This window comes from Kineosporiaceae bacterium (assembly GCA_016713225.1).
In the GTDB taxonomy this organism is placed as follows: Bacteria; Actinomycetota; Actinomycetes; order Actinomycetales; family Kineosporiaceae; genus JADJPO01.
The window spans coordinates 181,096-199,909 of the sequence record JADJPO010000005.1 but is presented as its reverse complement, the minus strand read 5'-3'; the positions used below and the strand labels follow the sequence as shown (position 1 = coordinate 199,909).

Annotated in this window: 18 protein-coding genes and 1 pseudogene; 11 read left to right on the top strand and 8 right to left on the bottom strand. The window is 71.1% G+C overall.

Features of this window, described 5'->3' with window-relative positions; all coding sequences use genetic code 11:
* The first annotated feature begins 18 nt into the window (after window positions 1-18).
* From IPK24_19785 to IPK24_19755, 7 genes are all read left to right on the top strand, one after another.
* Window positions 19-189, top strand: a complete 171-nt coding sequence (locus IPK24_19785) for a hypothetical protein (GenBank protein MBK8077747.1) — start codon at window positions 19-21, stop codon at window positions 187-189.
* A gap of 16 nt (window positions 190-205) precedes the next feature.
* Window positions 206-3,376 carry a 50S ribosome-binding GTPase gene (locus tag IPK24_19780; GenBank protein ID MBK8077746.1) on the top strand — a complete coding sequence of 1,057 codons (3,171 nt, stop codon included), beginning with the start codon at window positions 206-208 and terminating at the stop codon, window positions 3,374-3,376.
* 109 nt (window positions 3,377-3,485) lie between these two features.
* The gene (locus tag IPK24_19775; protein MBK8077745.1) at window positions 3,486-4,796 is read left to right on the top strand and encodes an ATP-binding protein; all 1,311 of its coding nucleotides are present in this window, start codon (window positions 3,486-3,488) and stop codon (window positions 4,794-4,796) included.
* Complete coding sequence (locus tag IPK24_19770) at window positions 4,783-6,093, top strand: M1 family metallopeptidase (protein ID MBK8077744.1); 1,311 nt, start codon at window positions 4,783-4,785, stop codon at window positions 6,091-6,093. The genes IPK24_19775 and IPK24_19770 overlap by 14 nt, the downstream gene beginning before the upstream one ends.
* Before the next feature lie 102 nt (window positions 6,094-6,195).
* Window positions 6,196-7,146: a TIGR04222 domain-containing membrane protein gene (locus IPK24_19765; protein MBK8077743.1), complete on the top strand. Its 951-nt coding sequence runs from the start codon at window positions 6,196-6,198 to the stop codon at window positions 7,144-7,146.
* Complete coding sequence (locus IPK24_19760; protein MBK8077742.1) at window positions 7,082-8,005, top strand: DUF692 domain-containing protein; 924 nt, start codon at window positions 7,082-7,084, stop codon at window positions 8,003-8,005. The genes IPK24_19765 and IPK24_19760 overlap by 65 nt, the downstream gene beginning before the upstream one ends.
* A 37-nt stretch (window positions 8,006-8,042) precedes the next feature.
* The gene (locus tag IPK24_19755) at window positions 8,043-8,480 is read left to right on the top strand and encodes a hypothetical protein (protein ID MBK8077741.1); all 438 of its coding nucleotides are present in this window, start codon (window positions 8,043-8,045) and stop codon (window positions 8,478-8,480) included.
* Here IPK24_19755 and IPK24_19750 read toward each other — a convergent pair.
* The 3 genes and pseudogenes from IPK24_19750 to IPK24_19740 all read right to left on the bottom strand — a co-directional run bounded on the left by IPK24_19750 (window position 8,438) and on the right by IPK24_19740 (window position 10,900).
* Complete coding sequence (locus tag IPK24_19750; protein ID MBK8077740.1) at window positions 8,438-8,893, bottom strand: hypothetical protein; 456 nt, start codon at window positions 8,891-8,893, stop codon at window positions 8,438-8,440. The genes IPK24_19755 and IPK24_19750 overlap by 43 nt on opposite strands.
* 145 nt (window positions 8,894-9,038) lie before the next feature.
* Window positions 9,039-10,433: a glycine--tRNA ligase gene (locus IPK24_19745; GenBank protein MBK8077739.1), complete on the bottom strand. Its 1,395-nt coding sequence runs from the start codon at window positions 10,431-10,433 to the stop codon at window positions 9,039-9,041.
* Between the two features lie 200 nt (window positions 10,434-10,633).
* A pseudogene (locus IPK24_19740) lies at window positions 10,634-10,900 on the bottom strand (antibiotic biosynthesis monooxygenase).
* A gap of 71 nt (window positions 10,901-10,971) precedes the next feature.
* On the opposite strand from IPK24_19740, the gene IPK24_19735 reads away from it, so the two are divergent.
* From IPK24_19735 to IPK24_19720, 4 genes are read left to right on the top strand one after another with little or no spacing between them, the layout of a single operon-like run.
* On the top strand, window positions 10,972-11,958 hold the full coding sequence (locus IPK24_19735) for a zinc ABC transporter substrate-binding protein (protein MBK8077738.1): 987 nt from the start codon (window positions 10,972-10,974) through the stop codon (window positions 11,956-11,958).
* The gene (locus IPK24_19730) at window positions 11,949-12,731 is read left to right on the top strand and encodes a metal ABC transporter ATP-binding protein (GenBank protein ID MBK8077737.1); all 783 of its coding nucleotides are present in this window, start codon (window positions 11,949-11,951) and stop codon (window positions 12,729-12,731) included. The genes IPK24_19735 and IPK24_19730 overlap by 10 nt, the downstream gene beginning before the upstream one ends.
* Window positions 12,732-12,757: 26 nt before the next feature.
* Window positions 12,758-13,690, top strand: coding sequence for a metal ABC transporter permease (locus IPK24_19725; GenBank protein ID MBK8077736.1), 933 nt, complete (start codon window positions 12,758-12,760; stop codon window positions 13,688-13,690).
* Window positions 13,677-14,084, top strand: coding sequence for a transcriptional repressor (locus IPK24_19720; GenBank protein ID MBK8077735.1), 408 nt, complete (start codon window positions 13,677-13,679; stop codon window positions 14,082-14,084). The genes IPK24_19725 and IPK24_19720 overlap by 14 nt, the downstream gene beginning before the upstream one ends.
* Here IPK24_19720 and IPK24_19715 read toward each other — a convergent pair.
* The 5 genes from IPK24_19715 to IPK24_19695 all read right to left on the bottom strand — a co-directional run bounded on the left by IPK24_19715 (window position 14,072) and on the right by IPK24_19695 (window position 18,666).
* On the bottom strand, window positions 14,072-15,289 hold the full coding sequence (locus IPK24_19715) for a YibE/F family protein (protein MBK8077734.1): 1,218 nt from the start codon (window positions 15,287-15,289) through the stop codon (window positions 14,072-14,074). The genes IPK24_19720 and IPK24_19715 overlap by 13 nt on opposite strands.
* 61 nt (window positions 15,290-15,350) lie before the next feature.
* Window positions 15,351-16,196 (bottom strand): isoprenyl transferase, encoded by an 846-nt coding sequence (locus tag IPK24_19710; protein MBK8077733.1) that lies wholly within the window; start codon window positions 16,194-16,196, stop codon window positions 15,351-15,353.
* Between the two features lie 22 nt (window positions 16,197-16,218).
* Window positions 16,219-16,872, bottom strand: coding sequence for an acetate uptake transporter (locus IPK24_19705; protein MBK8077732.1), 654 nt, complete (start codon window positions 16,870-16,872; stop codon window positions 16,219-16,221).
* 224 nt (window positions 16,873-17,096) lie between these two features.
* Window positions 17,097-17,825, bottom strand: a complete 729-nt coding sequence (gene recO, locus IPK24_19700; GenBank protein MBK8077731.1) for a DNA repair protein RecO — start codon at window positions 17,823-17,825, stop codon at window positions 17,097-17,099.
* 136 nt (window positions 17,826-17,961) lie between these two features.
* Window positions 17,962-18,666, bottom strand: a complete 705-nt coding sequence (locus IPK24_19695; protein MBK8077730.1) for a hypothetical protein — start codon at window positions 18,664-18,666, stop codon at window positions 17,962-17,964.
* Between the last annotated feature and the right edge of the window lie 148 nt (window positions 18,667-18,814).

Here is an 18,814-nt window from a genome sequence, read left to right as displayed (position 1 = left end):
GGATAGCGTCGCACCATCATGACCACCGACATCGCAGGCCTGCAGCAGACGGCCGTCGAGCTGCGCGGCGCACTCGCGTCGCTGCACCTGGACACCGCGCTGCCCGGCGCGACGGCTGCCGGCCGGGACGCCGCCGCGATGGTGCGCGAGTTCGACGACCACGTGCTGCCCCGCCTCGGCAACCTCTGAGGCCCCGGCGCTGGTGGTGATCGGCGGCTCGACCGGATCGGGCAAGTCGCTGCTGACCAACAGCGTGCTCGGCGCCGACGTCACCCGCCCCGGCTACCTGCGCCCCACCACGATGGCCCCGGTCTTGGTGCACGACCCGGCGGACGCCGCGTGGTTCCAGGCCGGCCACGTGTTGCCCAACCTGGCCCGGGTGCTCGAGGGCGAGGCGAAGGGGCACCGCGAGCTGCGGCTGGTCGCCAGTGACGCCGTCCCGGACGGGGTGGCGCTGCTCGACAGCCCCGACATCGACTCGGTCTCGGTGGCCAACCGCGAGCTGGCCGCCGACCTGCTCGCCGCCGCCGACCTGTGGATCTTCGTGACCACCGCGGCCCGCTACGCCGACGCCGTCCCGTGGGACTTCCTGCGCTCGGCACGCCGTCGCGGCACCCCACTGGTGATCGTGATGAACCGGACCCCGCCGGAGGGCGCCCAGGCGCTCGCCGCGCATCTGAGCCAGATGCTGGCCGAGGAAGGGCTGCCGGAGACCCCCGTCATCACCGTCACCGAGCAGCCGCTGGTCGAAGGCCGGTTGCCCGCCGGCGAGGTCGCCCCGCTGCGGGACTGGCTCGACCGGCTCGGTGCCGATCACGAGGCCCGGGCCGCCTCGATCCGCCGCTCGTTGCAGGGCGCCCTGGCCGACCTCGCCACCCGCACCCACGCGGTCTCCGCGGCCGTCGACGAGCAGGTGCAGATCGGCCAGAAGCTGCTCGGCGACGTCGACGCCGCCTACGCCGACGCGTTGACCACGGTGCGCAAGGACATCGACGCCGGCGCGCTGTTGCGCGGCGAGGTGTTGGCGCGGTGGGAGGAGTTGCTCGGCACCGGCGAGTTGTTCCGCCAGCTGCGCACCGGGCTGAGCAAGTTGCGCGACCAGGTGGCGGGCCTGCTCACCGGACGCCGCCGCACCCACGCCGAGTTCACCGAGGCGGTCGAGCACGTCGTCCAGACCCTGATCCGTACCCATGGTGACGCCGCCGCCGCGGACGTGGCATCCCGCTGGCGCGCCCGACCGGGTGGCGACCGGCTGATCGCCGCAGACGTCCAGGGCCGGCTCGCCCGCTCCTCCGCCGAGCTGGACTCCCGGGCCGCGGCCGCCGTCCGGGCCTGGCAGGGCGAGCTGCTTCGAGCTGGTGCGCAACGTCGGTGGCGATCGCAAGTCGACCGCCCGGGTGCTCTCGCTCGGTGTCAACGGCGTGGCCGCCGTGGTGATGATGGTGGTGTTCGCCCACACCGGCGGGCTCACCGGTGCCGAGGCCGCCGTCGCCGGCGGGGCCAGCGCGGTGGGTCACACCCTGCTCGAGGCCCTGCTCGGCGACCAGGCGATCCGCACCCTGGCGAACCAGGCGCGCGAAGCGCTGGACTCCCGGGTGGCGGCGGTCTACCACGACGAGGCCGAGCGCTACCGGACGGCGGTGGCCTCACTCGGCATCGACGCCGAAGCTCCGGCGCGGCTGGACGCGCTGGCCGATGCCCTGGCGCGGGGCAGCGCCGCAGGAGGCCGGGCATGATCCGCCGCACCCCCACACCGCAGGGCTCCCCCACCGGTGACGTCGACCAGCTTCGCCGTCGGCTGCGGGCGCTGCACGACATCGCCGACCTCGGCGAGGGCCGGCTCGACGAGGCCGTGCTGGCCCGGATCCGCACCACCACGCAGACCGCCTCCGAGCGGCTCGGGCACGGCACCAGCCACACCGTGGTGGCGCTGGCCGGGGCCACCGGCAGCGGCAAGTCCTCGCTGTTCAACGCCATCACCGGCACCGAGTGGGCGACCACCGGGATGCGTCGACCGACCACGTCGTCCCCGTTGGCTGCCGTCTACGGCGACGGCGCGCAGGACCTGCTCGACTGGCTCGACATCCCCAACCGGCAGCGCCACGAGGGTGGGGACCTGACCGGACTGGTGCTGCTCGACCTGCCCGACCACGACTCCAAGGTCATCGCCCACCGGGCCGAGGTCGACCGGCTGGTCGCGGTGGTCGACGTCTTCGCCTGGGTGGTCGACCCGCAGAAGTACGCCGACGCCGCGCTGCACGAGGGCTACCTGCGTCAGTTCGGCGGCCACGGCGCGGTCACCATGGTGCTGCTCAACCAGATCGACCGATTGGACGCCGAGGCGCGCGCGGGCACCGTCGCCCACCTCGGCCGGCTGCTCGCCGAGGACGGCCTGAGCGAGGTCCGGGTGATCCCGACCTCGGCCACCACGGGCGAGGGCGTGGAGGCATTGCGCCGTGAACTGACCGCCCGGGTCGCCGAGCGCCGCGCCATCGTCACCCGCATCGATGCCGACATCGACTGGCTGGCCACGGATCTCACCTCGTCCCTGGCCGGGCTGGCCGATCGCTCGGTGAGCCCGGCGGCGCGCGACCGGGTGGTCCTCGCGGCCACCGAGGCCGCCGGCGGCGCCCAGCTCGAGGCGGCCGTCGCCGGCTCGTACCGGCACCGCGGTTCGCTCGCCGTCGGCTGGCCGGTGCTGCGCTGGATCCGCAAGGCCAAGCCCGACCCGTTGGCCCGGCTGGGGCTGGGCACCCGGCGTCCGGACGCCGCCGCGCCGGCGCCGAGTGCCGGACTGCGCGAGGGGGTCGCCGTCCGCCGGACGGCGATCGCCGCCAACCCGCTGGCCGTGGCCCGGCTGGAGGAGTCGCTGCGTCACCTGGGTCAGGACGTCGGCCGCGGCCTACCCGAAGTGGCGCGGCTGCGGCTGGAGTCGGTGGTCGAGGGCACCCGTACCGGTCTGCCGGATGCCCTGGACGAGGCCGCCGGACTCACCGATCTGCACCTCGACCCGCCGCGCTGGTGGCGAGTGATCGGTGGCGTGCAGTGGGCCGCCGCCGCGGCGCTGCTGGCCGGTCTGGTCTGGCTGCTGGTGTTGTGGGGTCTGGCGTGGCTGCAGTTCCCGCCGCCGCCCACCCCCCGCTGGCGCGACATCCCGCTGCCCAGTCTGCTCGCGGTCGGCGGCGCGGCGATCGGTGCGCTGCTCGCCGTCCTGGGCCGCCGGCTCACCGCCGTGGGGGCCGCGCGCCGCGCGAGGCTGGCCCGGGCCTCGCTCGCCGAGCACGTGGCGTCCGTTATCGACGAGGACGTCGTACTGACCGTGACCAGCGAACTGGGCTACCTCAGCGAGTTGCGCCGCGCGCTGGAGCGACTGTGAGCTCAAACGATCATGGGACGATTTGCGCACTAGACCTCGGACGATTCTGCCATTAGACATCGGACGATTCATACACTAACTTCAGGACGATTCCTCTCTTGGACACGGGATGGCCGGAGGGCGGTGCGTTGACATCGAGCCGGCTATCAGCACGCTGATCCGCCGGGACGCCGAGGCCGTCCTCCACACCTTGCTCGCCGAGGAGCCCGCCCTCCTGATCGAGGGACCCCGCGGCTCGGGTAAGTCGACGATCATTCGACAGATCGCCCAGACTCGATCCGCGCACGTTATCGATCTGGACGACGACGGCGTGGCCTCGGTGGTCCGGGAGGACCCGGAGTTCGCCCTGGCCCAGGACGGCCTCGTCGTCATCGATGAGTTCCAGCGAGCTCCCGCGGTCCTGTCGGCGATCAAGCGAGCGGTCGATGCCCGACCCTCCCCCGGACGATTCCTGCTCGCGGGCTCGGTCAGTGCCTCCCTGTTACCGACCGGCAGCGAAACCCTGACCGGTCGCGTTCACCGCCTGGTCTTGCCGCCACTCGGCGCAGGTGAGCTACTGAGGGCTCCCACTCGGCTCATCCCCGCCTTGCTCGCCGGCAACGCGGTGCCTGCCACCCGCTCGAAACTCACTCGCGCCGACTATTTTCAGTTGGTGGCCGCCGGCGGCTACCCGGCGGCGCTCCGCCGAAGCGGAAGCGCCGCACGACGACGCTGGTTCGCCAGCTATCTCGCCTCGGTGGCCGAACGCGACATCCCTCAGCTGGCTGATGTACGCCACCCCGGAGTGCTGCCGCGCCTGTACCGCCTTGTCGCCGAACAGACATCGGACATCATCGCGCGGTCCACGATCGCGCAGCGGCTGGGGCTGTCGACCACCACGACCGCGGCCTACCTCGACCTGCTGCGCCATGTCCACCTGCTGCGTGAGCTACCCAGCTGGACCATCGGCGTCTCGAAAGAGGTTGGACGTCGACCCAAGATGCACGTGGGCGACACCGGTCTCGCCGTGGCGTCCCTCGGATTCGATGGTCGGCGTCTGGCCGGGAGCGCCCTGGCTGGCGGGTTCCTGGAGAGCTACGTCCTGGCGGAGGTGGCCCAACAGGCTGGTCTGATCGACGAACCCGTGAACCTGGCCCATTTCCGTGACCGCTCTGGCATCGAGGTGGATCTCCTGCTCGAGCGATCCGATGGCAGCGTGATCGGCATCGAGGTCAAGTCGGCCACCAGCGTCAACCAGACCGATGGCAAGGGACTGCGTTTCCTACGCGATCGCCTCGGCGACCGATTCGCCATGGGTCTGGTGCTCTACACGGGGCAACTCTCCGCACGGCTCGGCGACCGCGTCTGGGCCACACCCGTCAGCGCACTGTGGGGCGGCAGCGGATTCGCCGAATCCGGAGGTACCGATGCCCCAGCGTGACTACGTCCCCGGCCACGGGGACCGGCGCTACGCCGTCCGGCACTACGACCTCGAGCTGACCTACAAGGTGCCCACCAACCACCTCGCGGGCACGGCGACGCTGACCGTGCGGGCGCTCGAGGCGGTGCGTGAGCTGGCGATCGACCTGGCCGGACTGCACGTCGGCAAGGTGCTCGTCGACGGCAAACCCCCGGCCCGCCACACGCATCGGGGCGGGCGGCTCGTCGTCCGGCTGCGCGAGGAACGCCAGAGCGGGGCCGAGTTCGCCGTCCGGATCACCTACTCCGGCAAGCCGACACCGATGATGGGCATCGACGGTGCCGCCGGCTGGGAGGAGCTGACCGACGGCGTCCTGGTCGGCTCGCAACCGCACGGCGCGCCGTCCTGGTTCCCGTGCAACGACCGGCTGGACGACAAGGCGAGCTACCGGCTGGCCCTGACCACCGCCGAGGCCTACCACGTGGCTGCCTCCGGCGAACTGACCGGACGACGCACCCGCGGCGGGTCCACGACCTGGACCTACGAGCAGCGCGAGCCGACGTCGAGCTATCTGATGAGCGTGCAGATCGGCCGCTACACGGTGACCGATCTCGGGTGTGTGAAGGCCTCCGGCGCCAAGGTGGGCGTGCAGCTGGTGCACCCGCGCCGGGTCAAGGTCGGTACCGGGACGGCGTTCGCGCGGCAGGGGCAGATGCTCACCACGTTCGCGGACCTGTTCGGGCCGTACCCGTTCGGCAGCTACCGCGCGGTGATCACCGACGACGAGCTGGAGATCCCGCTCGAGGCGCAGGGGTTGTCGAGCTTCGGGGCCAACCACGCCGTCGCCGGGTGGGAGAACGAACGCCTGGTGGCCCACGAGTTGGCCCACCAGTGGTTCGGCAACTCGCTGACGGCCTCGCACTGGCGTGACATCTGGCTGCACGAGGGCTTCGCCTGCTACAGCGAGTGGCTGTGGTCGCAGGCCGGCGGCGGGCCGAGCGCCGACAAGCACGCGCGGACCCACCATGCCCGCCTGGCCAAGCTGCCCCAGGACCTGCTGTTGGCCGACCCGGGGCCGAAGCTCATGTTCGACGATCGGGTCTACAAGCGCGGCGCGCTGACGTTGCACGCGCTGCGGGCCGCCATGGGCGACGGCCCGTTCTTCGATGCCCTGCGCGGGTGGACCACCGAGCACCGCTACGGCCTGGTCGACACCCCGAGGTTCGTCAAACACCTGACCCGGTTCACCAAGGCCCCGGTGGCCGAGGTCGCCGATCGTTGGCTGGCCCACCGCAAGCTGCCGCCGCTGTCGCACTGAACCGCGGGTCAGCGGAAACCCGCTGGCCCATCACGGCGTTGCACGGGGGTACTGCGCGGCCCGACCATCGGGGATCATGAGGGATCGGACGGTGAGGGAGTCATGACGAACACCTGGGGAATCAGCGGGCCGACCTTCCTGCTCGGCTACGCCGTGCTCGCCGCCCTGGTCGCCGTGATCGCCTTCCGGTTGCGCGGCTCGGCGTTGGCCGAACGGCCGTCCGAACCGAGCCTGAACGAGAACGACCCGACGCTGTTGGCCTATCTCAGCGGTGGTCCGGCCCGTGCCCTGCAGACGGCCGTGGTGCGACTGCGGCTGTCGGGCCGGATCGAGCCCACGATCGAACCCGGCCGCTGGGTACTGACCACCACCTCCGCCCCGACCCACGAGGCCGGCCCGTTCGAGGACGCCGTCCTCGGGGCGATGGCCGCGGGCGAGCCGTACGACCGGCTGCCCGATCACCCCGCGGTCGCCACGCAGCTCCGCGCGTTGCACGACACCGCCGAGCGAACCGGGGCACTGCTGCCCGAGATGGTGCGCCGCCGGGCGCGCGCCGGGGTGTGGCCGATGGTGGCGATCCTGGCCCTCGGCGTGGTCCGGCTCATCGCCGGGGCGGCCAACCACAAGCCGGTGGGCTGGTTGCTGCTGATCCTGGCGGTGGTCGCGGGCGGCACGGTGCGCCTGCTCGTGGTGCGCCGCCAGCATCCACGGTTGGCAGCAAGCCTCACCCGGCTCCGGGATCGTCATGCCGTCTCGGGGCGGCCCGACCTGACCGGCCCCGCCCTCGCCTCCACCGCGGCGCTGACCGTGGCCCTGGCGGGATGGGTGGGGATCGAGAGCTGGGGGCTGTTCACCGACATCGAGCACGAGCGGCTGGCGGCTGCCGGGACCATCGCCGCCTTCTCGGCGGCCGACACCCCATGGGTCTGGACCGGCACCGATTCGAGTGGATCGAGCGGGTCGGGTGCTGACGGCTCCTCCGGTGGCGATGGCGGCTCCTCCGGTGGGGACGGCGGAGGTGGAGGCTGTGGTGGCGGCGGATGCGGTGGCTGACCCACCCCTCGCCGTCCGGCCGCCGCTCGGCCTCGGCTGGCGGCCCGAGATCGCCGACTACGTCGCGCAGCTCGTCGACCGGCTGGGGTTCGTCGAGCTGATCGCCGAGAACCTCTCCCCCACCCGGATCCCGGCCACGGTGGCCGCGCTCGTGCACCGCGGGCTGCCCGTCGTCCCGCACGGGGTGACGCTCTCGTTGGGTGGAGTGGCCGAGCCCGATCCGCGACGGGTGGCCCACCTCGCCGCCTGCGCCGAGGCCCTGGGCGCCCCGCTGGTCAGCGAACATGTGGCATTCGTCCGGGCCGAGATCGACGGGCGCGTGGTCGAGGCCGGCCATCTGCTGCCGGTGCCGCGGACCGCCGAGGCACTGGACGTGCTGACCCGCAACATCCGGCTGGTGCAGGCCGAGTTGCCGGTGCCGCTGGCCGTCGAGCCGGTCGCCGCGCTGCTCGACCTGGGCGGCGAGTACGACGAAGCCGACTTCCTGACCGAGCTGGTCGAGCGCACCGGGGTGTGGCTGCTGCCGGACGTCGCCAACCTGCACGCCAACGCGGTCAACCACGGCGGCTCGGCGGCCGACCAGCTCCGGCGGTGGCCGCTCGAGCACGTCGCCTACGCCCACGTGGCCGGGGGCCGCATCATCGACGGCCGCTATCGCGACACCCACCTCGACCCGGTGCCGGACGCGGTGATCGCCCTGGTGGCCGACCTGACGCGAGCCCGATCGGACGCCGCCCTGCCACCGGCCCCGATGCTGCTCGAGCGGGACGGAAACTACCCGCCGGCCGACGAGCTGACCGCCGAACTGGACGTCATCGCCCGGGCCGCCAGCGTGCGGGTGATCGGGACCGCCCGGTGAGCGAAGAATGGGCGCATGAGCGAGCACTGAGCGGGCAATGAGCGAGCACGGCCTGGCCGAGCAGCAGTCGGCGCTGGTGGCCGCCCTGGTGCTCGGCGCTGCCTGCCCGCCGGGCCTGGACCCTGAGGCGGTGCGCGCCACCCGAGATCAGCTGCTGGACAAGCGCAGCCGCGCGGTGGCCCGGGCCTGGCCGCGGCTGGCCGGGGCATGCGGCGCCCAGTGGCGGCAGCGGTTCAGTGCGTGGGCAGGCGGCCACGCGCCGGCCGGCCCGCGGCTGGACGGCTATCGGTTCGCGCGGTGGCTCGCCGCGGAACGCGACCTCGCCTCCAGCCCACAGCTCGCCGTCGCCGTGGCCCGAGTGCTGCTCGGCTGGCGCGAGACGGCGACCGGGCTACGGCCCCGGCGCGGGCCCCGCGTCGTCCGGGTGGGTGGTCAGAACGTCTTCGCGATCTGGCGGGACAGCACGAACCCGTGACCGGCGGCGTTGCGGCACTCCACGTGGGTGCTGAGCAGCGTGCACCCGAACTGGCCGTGCGTCACGCTCGTGCCGTAGGACAGCACCGCGCCCTCGCCGAGCACGGTGTCGCTGGCGCAGGTGAAGGTCGCCCCACCAGCACGCACGCTCAGTCCGTTGCCCCAGTCCCACTCACAGTCGGCGGGCTGCGGGGGCGCCGTCCAGGAGTGCTCGGCGATGTCGCAGCGGACCTCGGTCGAGGTCATGGCACAGGCGATGTTGCGAGTACCCGACTGGAATCGGTAGTAGTCCCCGGCCGGTGGCGTGATGGTGGTCGACACCGGCCCGGACGACGGCGTCCGGGTGGTGGCCGAACGGTTCACGGGGGGTGAGGTCACGGCCTCACCCGGCACCGTCGCACTCGGCAGCGTCACACTCGGCAGCGTCCGGCGCCGCTCGCGGCGGGTGGGGTGGGCGAACTCGCCGACCCCGGCAACGGCAGGCCACAGCCGGCCATCCCGAACATCACCCCGACCAGGCCCACCCCGAATGTCCTGCGCATGGCGACAGTCTGCTGGGTCAGCTGCCGATCAGGCGCCCTGCCAGCCAACCCGTGACCTGGTCGAGCGCCACCCGCTGCTGCGTCATGGAGTCGCGCTCGCGAATGGTCACCGCCTGGTCCTCGAGGGTGTCGAAGTCGACGGTGATGCAGAACGGGGTGCCGATCTCGTCCTGGCGGCGGTAGCGCCGTCCGATCGCCTGGGCGTCGTCGAAGTCGACGTTCCAGTACCGGCGCAGCTCGGCGGCCAGGTCACGGGCCTTGGGTGAGAGCGCCTCGTTGCGCGACAACGGCAGCACCGCGGCCTTGACCGGGGCGAGGCGGTGGTCCAGCCGCAACACGATGCGCTTGTCGACCCCACCCTTGGTGTTCGGCGCCTCGTCCTCGTCGTAGGCCTCGATCAGGAACGCCATCATCGAGCGGGTCAGCCCGGCCGCCGGCTCGATGACGTACGGCGTCCAGCGCTCACCGGTGGTCTGGTCGAAGTAGCTCAGGTCGACCCCCGACGCCTCACTGTGCGCCTTGAGGTCGAAGTCGGTGCGGTTGGCGATGCCCTCGAGCTCGCCCCACTCACTGCCGCTGAAGCCGAACCGGTACTCGATGTCGACGGTGCGCTTGGAGTAGTGGGACAGCTTCTCCTTGGGGTGCTCGTACAGGCGCAGGTTGTCCCGCGCGATGCCCAGGCCGGTGTACCAGTCGGTGCGGTGGTCGATCCAGTACTGGTGCCACTCCTCGTCGGTGCCCGGTGGCACGAAGAACTCCATCTCCATCTGCTCGAACTCGCGGGTGCGGAAGATGAAGTTGCCCGGGGTGATCTCGTTGCGGAAGCTCTTGCCGATCTGGCCGATGCCGAACGGCGGCTTCTTGCGCGCGCTGGACTCCACGTTCTTGTAGTTGACGAAGATGCCCTGGGCGGTCTCGGGGCGCAGGTAGTGCAGACCGGACTCGTCCTCGACCGGGCCGAGGTAGGTCTTCAGCAGACCGCTGAACTGCTTGGGCTCGGTCCAGGCGCCCCGGGTGCCACAGTGCGGGCAGGGCACCTCGGCCAGCCCGGTGGCGGGGCGGCCCTTGCGCTCGGCGTACTCCTCTTCGAGCTGGTCGGCCCGGGCCCGCTTGTGACAGGACTGGCACTCCACCAACGGGTCCGAGAAGGTCTCGACGTGGCCGGAGGCCACCCAGACCTGACGCGGCAGGATCACCGAGGAGTCCAGACCGACGATGTCGTCGCGACCGGTGACCATGTTGCGCCACCACTGCCGCTTGACGTTGTCCTTCAGCTCCACGCCGAGCGGTCCGTAGTCCCAGGCCGAGCGGGTACCGCCATAGATCTCGCCGCAGGGGAAGACGAATCCCCGGCGCTTGGCGAGGTTGACGACGGCATCGAGACGAGCTTCGGACGACTGCTTGGCGGACACGGGGAACAGGGCTCCATCCGGCTGGGTGTCGGTGGTCGGAATCAGGTGGTGGGCTCAGGTGGTGGGCTAGGTATTGGGCTCAGGACGGCTCGGGTGGTCGGATCATGAGGACGACACGGCCAAGGCTACTCGCGCGTGCCGTCGGCTCGATCCGTGGCGTGGGCGCGCAGGCCGTCCTGCGGCGTCCAGGTCTGCAGGTCCTCATAGGCGGTCGGTTCATCGATCGCCCGGTACATCAGCGGGACGGCGTGCAGCTTGACGTCGTAGGCGGACAGCGCGCGACGGTAGTCCCCCACCGTGCGCCAGGTGGTCGTCAGCGTCCACAGCGTCGGGTCGTCGACGTTGCGGCCGAGATGACCGCTGGTACACCCGGTCTGGGCCGTCAGCACCGTCAGAGCCGGGACGCCGAGCGCCTGGAACTCTGCGGCGTCCTCGATCGGCACCACGTATCGGGTCAGCACCAGCACGCGGGTCACGCTACCGGGCCCCCGGCGGGACGGTCGTCGAGGGTTTGACAGCCACCCTTCCTCAGTTGAGAATGATTCTCATGCTGAAGCGCTCGCACCTGGCCGTCGTCCTGCTGACCGGCAGCCTTGCCCTGGCCGGCTGTGGTTCGTCGTCCGACAGTTCATCGTCCGGCAGTTCGTCGTCCGACCAGGGCGCCCGGCTCTCGGTGGTCGCCAGCTTCTACCCGCTGCAGTACGTCACCCAGCGCCTGCTCGGCGACAAGGGCACGGTCACCAACCTGACCCCGCCCGGCGCCGAACCGCACGACCTGGAGCTGTCCCCCAAGGACGTCGCCACACTGTCCGACGCCTCGCTCGTGATCTACCTGGCGGGATTCCAGCCGGCGGTCGACGATGCGGCGAAGAGTCAGGCCGGGGCCAAGGCCTTCGACGTGACCGCAGCCGCCCGCCTCGACCTGGCCGGCCACGAGGAGCACGAGGCCGAAGGGCAGGGTGCGAGCCCCGGCGCGAGCCCGGAGGCCGAGCACGACCACGGAGCGGTCGATCCGCACTTCTGGCTCGACCCGACCCGGCTCGCCGACGTGGCGGACGCCGTCGCCGGACGTCTGGCCACGGCCGCACCCGCCCTGGCCGAGACCGTGCGAGCCAACGCGACGACGTTGCGAACCGACCTCGAGAAGCTGGACGGCGAGTTGCGGGCCGGACTGGCGAGCTGCTCCGACAAGAACCTGGTCACCAGCCACGAGGCCTTCGGCTATCTCGCCCAGCGCTACGGGCTGACCCAGCTCGGCATCGCCGGCCTGTCTCCCGAGGCCGAACCCGACGCCGGCACCCTGGCGAAGGTCACCGACTTCGTGAAGGCCAACCGGGTCGCCACCATCTACTACGAGACGTTGGTGAGCCCGGACGTGGCCCGGACCGTTGCCCGCAGCACCGGGGCGCAGACCGCGGTTCTCGACCCGATCGAAGGGCTCGCTGACTCCTCGGCTGGTTCGGACTACCTTGGCGTCATGCGCGCCAATCTCGCCACGCTGCGCACCGGGCAACGGTGCAGCTAGAACCCGTCATCGAGCTACAGGGCGCCGCCATCGGGTATGGCGAGCGCCCTGTGGTGCGTGATGTCGACCTGCGGGTCCACCGGGGCGACGTCCTGGCCCTGATCGGGCCGAACGGCTCGGGCAAGACCACGATCGTGCGCGGCCTCCTCGGGCTGGCTCGGGTGATGGACGGCGAGATCCGGCTGTTCGGCACCCCGTCGACCCAGTTCAGCGAACGCTGGCGGATCGGCTACGTGCCACAGCGCCACACCGTGGTCGGTGCGGTCCCGTCCACCGTGCTCGAGGTGGTCGGCTCGGGCCGGTTGCCACGTAAACGCTGGTTCTCCCGCACCTCGGCCACCGACCGCGCCGTGGTGGACCGGGCCATCGAGTTGGTCGGCCTGACCGAACGCCGTGCCGTGCCGGTGTCCACCCTGTCCGGTGGCCAGCAACGCCGGGTGCTCATCGCCCGGGCACTGGCCTCCGAACCCGAGATCCTGATCATGGACGAGCCCACGGCCGGGGTGGACTCCCAGAGTCAGGTCCGCCTGGTCGCCACGTTGGAGCGACTGGTCGAGAACGGATTGACCCTCGTGATCGTCACCCACGAGCTGGAGCCGCTGCGCTCGGTGCTCACGCGCGCCGTCGAGGTACGTGAGGGCCGGATCGTCGCCGACGGACCCGTGGCCGAGTTGGCCGGGGCGGGTCACGACGCCGGCACCGATGCGCACCACCCACAGGCGCCGTCCGGCTGGCTCGGTGGCCTCGGGCTGGCCGAGAGCGCAGGTGCCTGACCGTGGAGCTCCTGCAGTACGACTTCATGCAACGGGCCCTGGTCGCCTCGCTGCTCGTGGGATTGACGGCTCCCATGGTGGGGATCTATCTGGTGCAGCGGCGCCTCGCCCTGATCGGCGACGGCATCGGGCACGTCGCGTTGACCGGGGTGGCGCTCGGCTTCCTCACCGGCGCGGCACCCGTGGGCGCCGCGCTGGTCTGCGCCGTCCTCGGCGCCGGGGCCATCGAGGTGATCCGTGCCTCCGGGCGGGCCAGCGCCGACATCGCCCTGGCCGTGATGTTCTACGGCGGGATCGCCGGGGGCGTGGTGATGATCGGGCTGTCCCCGTCGGGCACCCCGGCCAACCTCAACGCGTATCTGTTCGGCGCCATCACCACGACGACCCCGGCCGATCTGGTGATCTTCGGCGCGTTGTCGGTCGTCGTCCTGCTCGTCGCCCTGGGTCTGGCCCCGCACCTGTTCGCGGTGAGCAACGACGAGGAGTACGCCCGGGCCAGCGGCATGAACGTGCTCACGCTGAACCTGATGCTGTCCAGCCTGACCGCAGCCACCGTGGTGATCTCGATGCGGGTGGTGGGGTTGCTCTTGATCAGCGCCCTGATGATCCTGCCCAACGCGGTGGCGCAGGTGGTGGCGACCAGCTTCCGGGGCAGTCTGGTGACGGCGATCGCCGTGGGGGTCGGGGTGAGTGTCACCGGCACCACGGCGTCCTACTACCTCGACACCCCCTCCGGCGGCACCATCGTGTTGCTCGCGATCGCCGTGTTCCTGCTCGCCAGTGTGGCCGTGGCGGCGCGGCGTGCGGTGCACGCCCGCCGTGCTCACGACCATGCCGAGCATGCCCACGAACACGGCCCGGGCTGTGGTCACCCGACCATCGACCACGGCGACCACGTCGACTACGAGCACGACGGACACCGCCACGCCGTTCACGGAGCGCACTATGACGACCACTAGGCGGCTTCAGACCCGGCAGCGCTCGGCGGTCTGGGCGGCGCTGCAGGACAGCAGCGACTTCACCAGCGCGCAACAGCTGCATGCTCGGCTGCGCGAGAGCGGTGACGGCGTGGGGTTGGCCACCGTCTATCGCACGCTGCAGGCGCTGGCCGAGGACGGTGCCCTGGACGTCGTGCGCAACGTCGACGGCGAGGTGCTCTACCGGCGCTGCAGCACGGGGCACCACCACCACCTCACCTGTCGGCGCTGTCGACGCACGGTCGAGGTGGACTCCGCGGCCGTGGAGCGTTGGGCCCGAGAGGTCGGGAACGAGCACGGGTTCGGCGATGTCGAGCACGTGATCGAGGTGTTCGGCACCTGCCGGGACTGTGCCGCGGGGTCTCAGGCCGGCTGACGACGCTGCACCGTGGCGGTCGCCAGCAGCGCCGCGACCGCGGTGGTCAGGGGGATGGTCAGCACCAACCCGGCGGACGTGACCAGGGTGCGTACCAGTTCCTCGGCGACGCCGCCGCTGACGAGCAGGTCGCTCAGCGGTCGGCCGTAGATGCGTTCGAGCATGAGCACCGGCAACGCCGCGCCCGCATAGACGAAGGCGATCGTGTAGACGACCGACGCCAGGTGATCGCGACCGATCCGCATCGCCCCGGCGAACAGCCGCCGGGCCGACAGGTGCGGCGCCGCGGCATGGAGCTCCCAGACCGCCGAGGCTTGACTGATCGTCACGTCGTTGAGCACACCCAGACCGGCGATGATCACTCCACACAGGATGACGTCACCGAGACCGGCCTGCGTGGTCAGCTGGCTGAGCCGCCCACCCTGCTCGTCGTCCAGACCGGTCAGGTGGGTTGCGGATGTCGCCCACACCGCCAGGGCCGAGGTGGCCAGCAGACCGGCCAACGTACCCAGCAGCGCGGTGGTGGTCTTCACGTTCACGCCGTGGGCCGAGTAGAGCAGCACCGTCATGATGGCCGTACCGGCCACCAGTGCCACGGCGACCGGGTTCTCCCCGGCGAGCAGGGCCGGGATGACGAACCGGTCGATCGCGACGAAGGCGACGCTCAGACCGAGCAGAGAGGCCAGTCCCTTGAGCCGGGCGACAGCCACCACCAGGAGGGCGAAGCCGATGGCCAGAGCCCCCAGCGGCCCGGCACGGGCGACGTCCGACCAGGCGTAGACCGGGGGTTGGCCGTCGACGGCCGGGTACCGGGCGATGCGGATCCGGTCGCCGACGCCCACGCCTGCCCGGTCCACCGACGGTGGCAGCGCGATGTCCAGTTCGGCCGGCACCCCGGCCACGTGACCCGGCTCGGTGCTCACCCGCGCGGTGACGCACTGCACGCTCGCCGGGATGGAGCCGTCCGGCAGCCGGTCCGCCGAGGTGCCCTCGCACGTCGCTCGACGCACCGACTCGATCCGACCGGCGAGAAAGTCGACCGATTCATAGGGGTTGCCCACCCCGACGACCGGTTCCACGTCAGGCGGCCACAGCATCACCAGGCCGGCCATCGTGGCGATGATCACGGCACCCACCACGGCCGCCAGCACCGTCGTCACGCGGCGGGACAGCGGCGGGGGCGAGCCACCACCGTGTGCGTGCACGTGGTGACGGTGGTGGTCGGGGGTGGTTGGCTGGGATACCTCGTCCCGATGGCGGCCCACCTCAGCCCACCACCGGACCGGCCTCGGGCGTGTCCAGGGCACCGCCGTAACGCCGGTCCCGGGCGGCGTAGAGCTCGATGGCACGCCACAACGCCAGCCGGTCGACGTCCGGCCAGAGCTCATCGGTGAACACCAACTCGGCGTAAGCGGCCTGCCAGAGCATGAAGTTCGAGGTGCGCTGCTCCCCGCCGGGACGCCAGAACATGTCGACCTCGGGCAGATCCGGCTCGTCGAGGAAACGCGCGATGGTGCGCTCGTCGATCCGGCCCGGGTCGAGTCGGCCGGCGGCAGCCTCGGCGGCGATCCCGCGCACGGCGTCGGCGATCTCGGCCCGTCCGCCGTAGTTGACGCACATGGTCAGGGTCGCGACGTCGTTGTGCCGGGTCAGGTCCTCGGCCCGCTCGAGCTCGCTGATCACACTGCGCCACAGCCGCGGACGTCGTCCCGCCCAGCGCACCCGCACGCCCCAGGAGTGCATCTGATCGCGACGGCGTCGGATCACGTCTCGGTTGAAGCCCATCAGGAAGCGCACTTCCTCGGGCGAACGCCGCCAGTTCTCGGTCGAGAAGGCATAGGCCGAGATGTGCTTGACGCCGATCTCGATGGCTCCGGCCACCACGTCGAGCAGTGCGGCCTCACCCATCTCGTGCCCCTGGGTGCGCGGCAAGCCCCGAGCATTCGCCCACCGTCCGTTGCCGTCCATGACGATCGCCACATGCCGCGGCACGAACTCATGGGGGATACCCGGCGGCCGGGCGCCCGAGGGATGTGGCGTCGGGGCGATCGGCTCAGAGCGAGCCGGGGTGGGGCCGGTCGGCGAGGTGGTCGGCTGGGCGCGTCGTCTCACGCGCCCAGCCTTGCACGCGGCGTTACTTCTTCAGGGGCATGACGGGCAGGACGACGCGCCCGGCGGTGGCGTTCATCACTCCGGCGAACGAGGTGTACCAGGCCAGGAAGGCCGTCACGATTCCCAGCCACCCGCCGATCTTGGTGATCTCGGGGTTCACCGTCAGGTCGGCAATGGTCAGCGCGGTCAGGGCTGCGGTCAGCACGCCGAAGGTGATCACGAGGGCGGCGTTGGTCCGGAAGGACACGATGAACATGTACGCCGTGAAGATGGTCCAGGCCAACAGGAACAGGCCGATCCCCCGCGAGATGTCCGACGGGGTGGCCTTGGGCATCAGGCTCAGGTGGGTGCTCAGGTACCAGTACGCCATCCAGAAGGCGCCGTAGGAGCAGAAGGCGAGGCCTCCGAAGGCGTTTCCCTTGGCGTACTCGACCACCCCGGCGATCACCTGCACGGCGCCGCCGTAGAACAGCGCCAGACCGAAGATGACCGGCTTGACGGTGGCCGGCAGCAAGCCTGCATTGAAGCAGGACAACACAAACGTGGTGAGGGCGAAGCACGCCAGGCCGAGCGGGCCCGGATCGGCGACACGCGCGGTGAACGGAACCTGTTCCGGCAGAGCGGAGACCCGGACGTCTAGGGGCTTGTCGACCACCTGCGGCTCAGCGGAAGACATTGTGGGAGTTGGCATTTCAACGGCCTCTCATGGACTAAACCTGTCCCACCAGACTCCCCCCCGCCGCCACCCATCACCTGGGTACAGAGACCCAGTCCGCGGCGAGCGGCGCCTGGGCCGCAGTGACCGGGCGCCCGCGTGACCGTGGTGACGATCAACGGTCCACACCGCGGGACGAACGGTGCAGAACAGACATCAGGTCTGACCCGACCGTCGGATCCAGGTCAGCGCTCGACCAGACGCAGCGACCGCACCTGTCGTTCCAGGTGCCACTGCAGATAGGCCGCGGTGATCCCACTGGCCTCGCGGCGGTGCCGCTCGTCGGCGGCATCCGCGATCTCCCAGTCACCGGACAGCAGCGCGGCGAGCAATTCCAGCGTCAGCAGGTGAGGTGCGGTGGCCACCGAGGGCCGGCAAGTCGGGCACACCGAGCCACCGGAGGCGATGGCGAAGGCCCGATGCGGCCCCGGCTCGCCACAGCGCGCACAGTCGGTGAAGGACGGCGCCCACCCGGCCACCGCCAAGGCCCGCAGCAGGAAGGCATCCAGGATCAGGCCGGCATCGTGCTCGCCGGTGGCCAGGCTCCGCAGGCCGCCGACCAGCAGCAGATAGAGCTGCAACGACGGTTCGCCCTCGGTCTCGGTGAGCCGTTCGGTGGTCTCGAGCATCGCCGTCCCGGCCGTGTAGCGGCCGTAGTCGCCGGCGATTCCCAGCCCGTAGGCACCGATCGTCTCGACCTGGTTGACGATGTCGAGCGATCGGCCCTCGTACAGCTGGATGTCGACCTGCATGAACGGCTCGACCCGCCCGCCGAGGCGCGAACTGGTCTTTCGCACGCCCTTGGCCACGGCGCGCACCCGCCCGCGCTCGCGGGTCAGGAACGTGATGATGCGGTCGGCCTCGCCCAGCTTCTGGGTGCGCAGGACGACCGCCTCGTCACGATAGAGCGGCATGCCTCATTGTCCCCTGCGATCGACGCGCACACCGTCGCCGCGCCCCACCATTCGCCGTGATCATGCAATCCGTGCACGTTTCGGCCGGAAGGGTCCCCCGCACAGGCGCCGAGGGGTGCAGCTGACGGGCAGTGCGTCAGGCCTGGCTGGAGTCCGAGGGGTTGCACCACGAGAACTGGCAGGACGCACCCGGGTTGTTCGGATCCAGCACGTTGACGTTGGTGTCCGCGTCGCCACCGCCCTCGCCACCGGACTCCGCCTCCTCATCAGCGGCGTCGTCGATGAGCCTGCCCAGCAGGTCGGCAGGCGGGTCGGGATTCGGGACGTAGAGCGTCTCCCGGGTCTGGCTGCCGTCGGGGAACGTGAGGATCGTCGTCATGACGATCATGCCTGGTCGGCCGAAGTCCAGCGTGATGTACGCCGAACCCCGCATCGTGCCGTTCTCGGCGGCCGCCCCGGAGAACGTCATCTGCCCGTTCTCGCTCGAGGTGTCGACGACCTGGTAGATGAACGACGCCCCCTCATCACCGGCGACCGCCACCACGGCGGACCGACCCGAACTCTCCTGGTACAGCGTCATGGTGCCGATCGCCCGACCATCAGAGGTCAGCGCTCCGGTGACCGGTGCCTGCGTGGGGTCGGCGGTCTTGGGGATGGACCAGGCCAGGCCCGAACCGGCGGGCTGACTCGGGCCACCGACCGGAGCCGCCTGCGACAGCGCCAAGGCCAGGGACGGCACCGGGACACCGTCGGCCGCACGAGCCGGAGTCGCGACGCCGAGCGTGCCGACGGTCAGCGCGCCGATGGCCAGGGTACGGACTGCCGATCGCAGACCCACCACGGCGGTACCTCCTCGATCTCTCGACCAACTCGCACAAAAGGGATCATGTGTGACGAGAGAGTAGACCGCGTCCCGGTGGGGTCGTGCAAGCAGCGGCTGCCCGGGCAGGACAGCTGCTGCGATCCGACGCTCGGATGCACGACCTCGC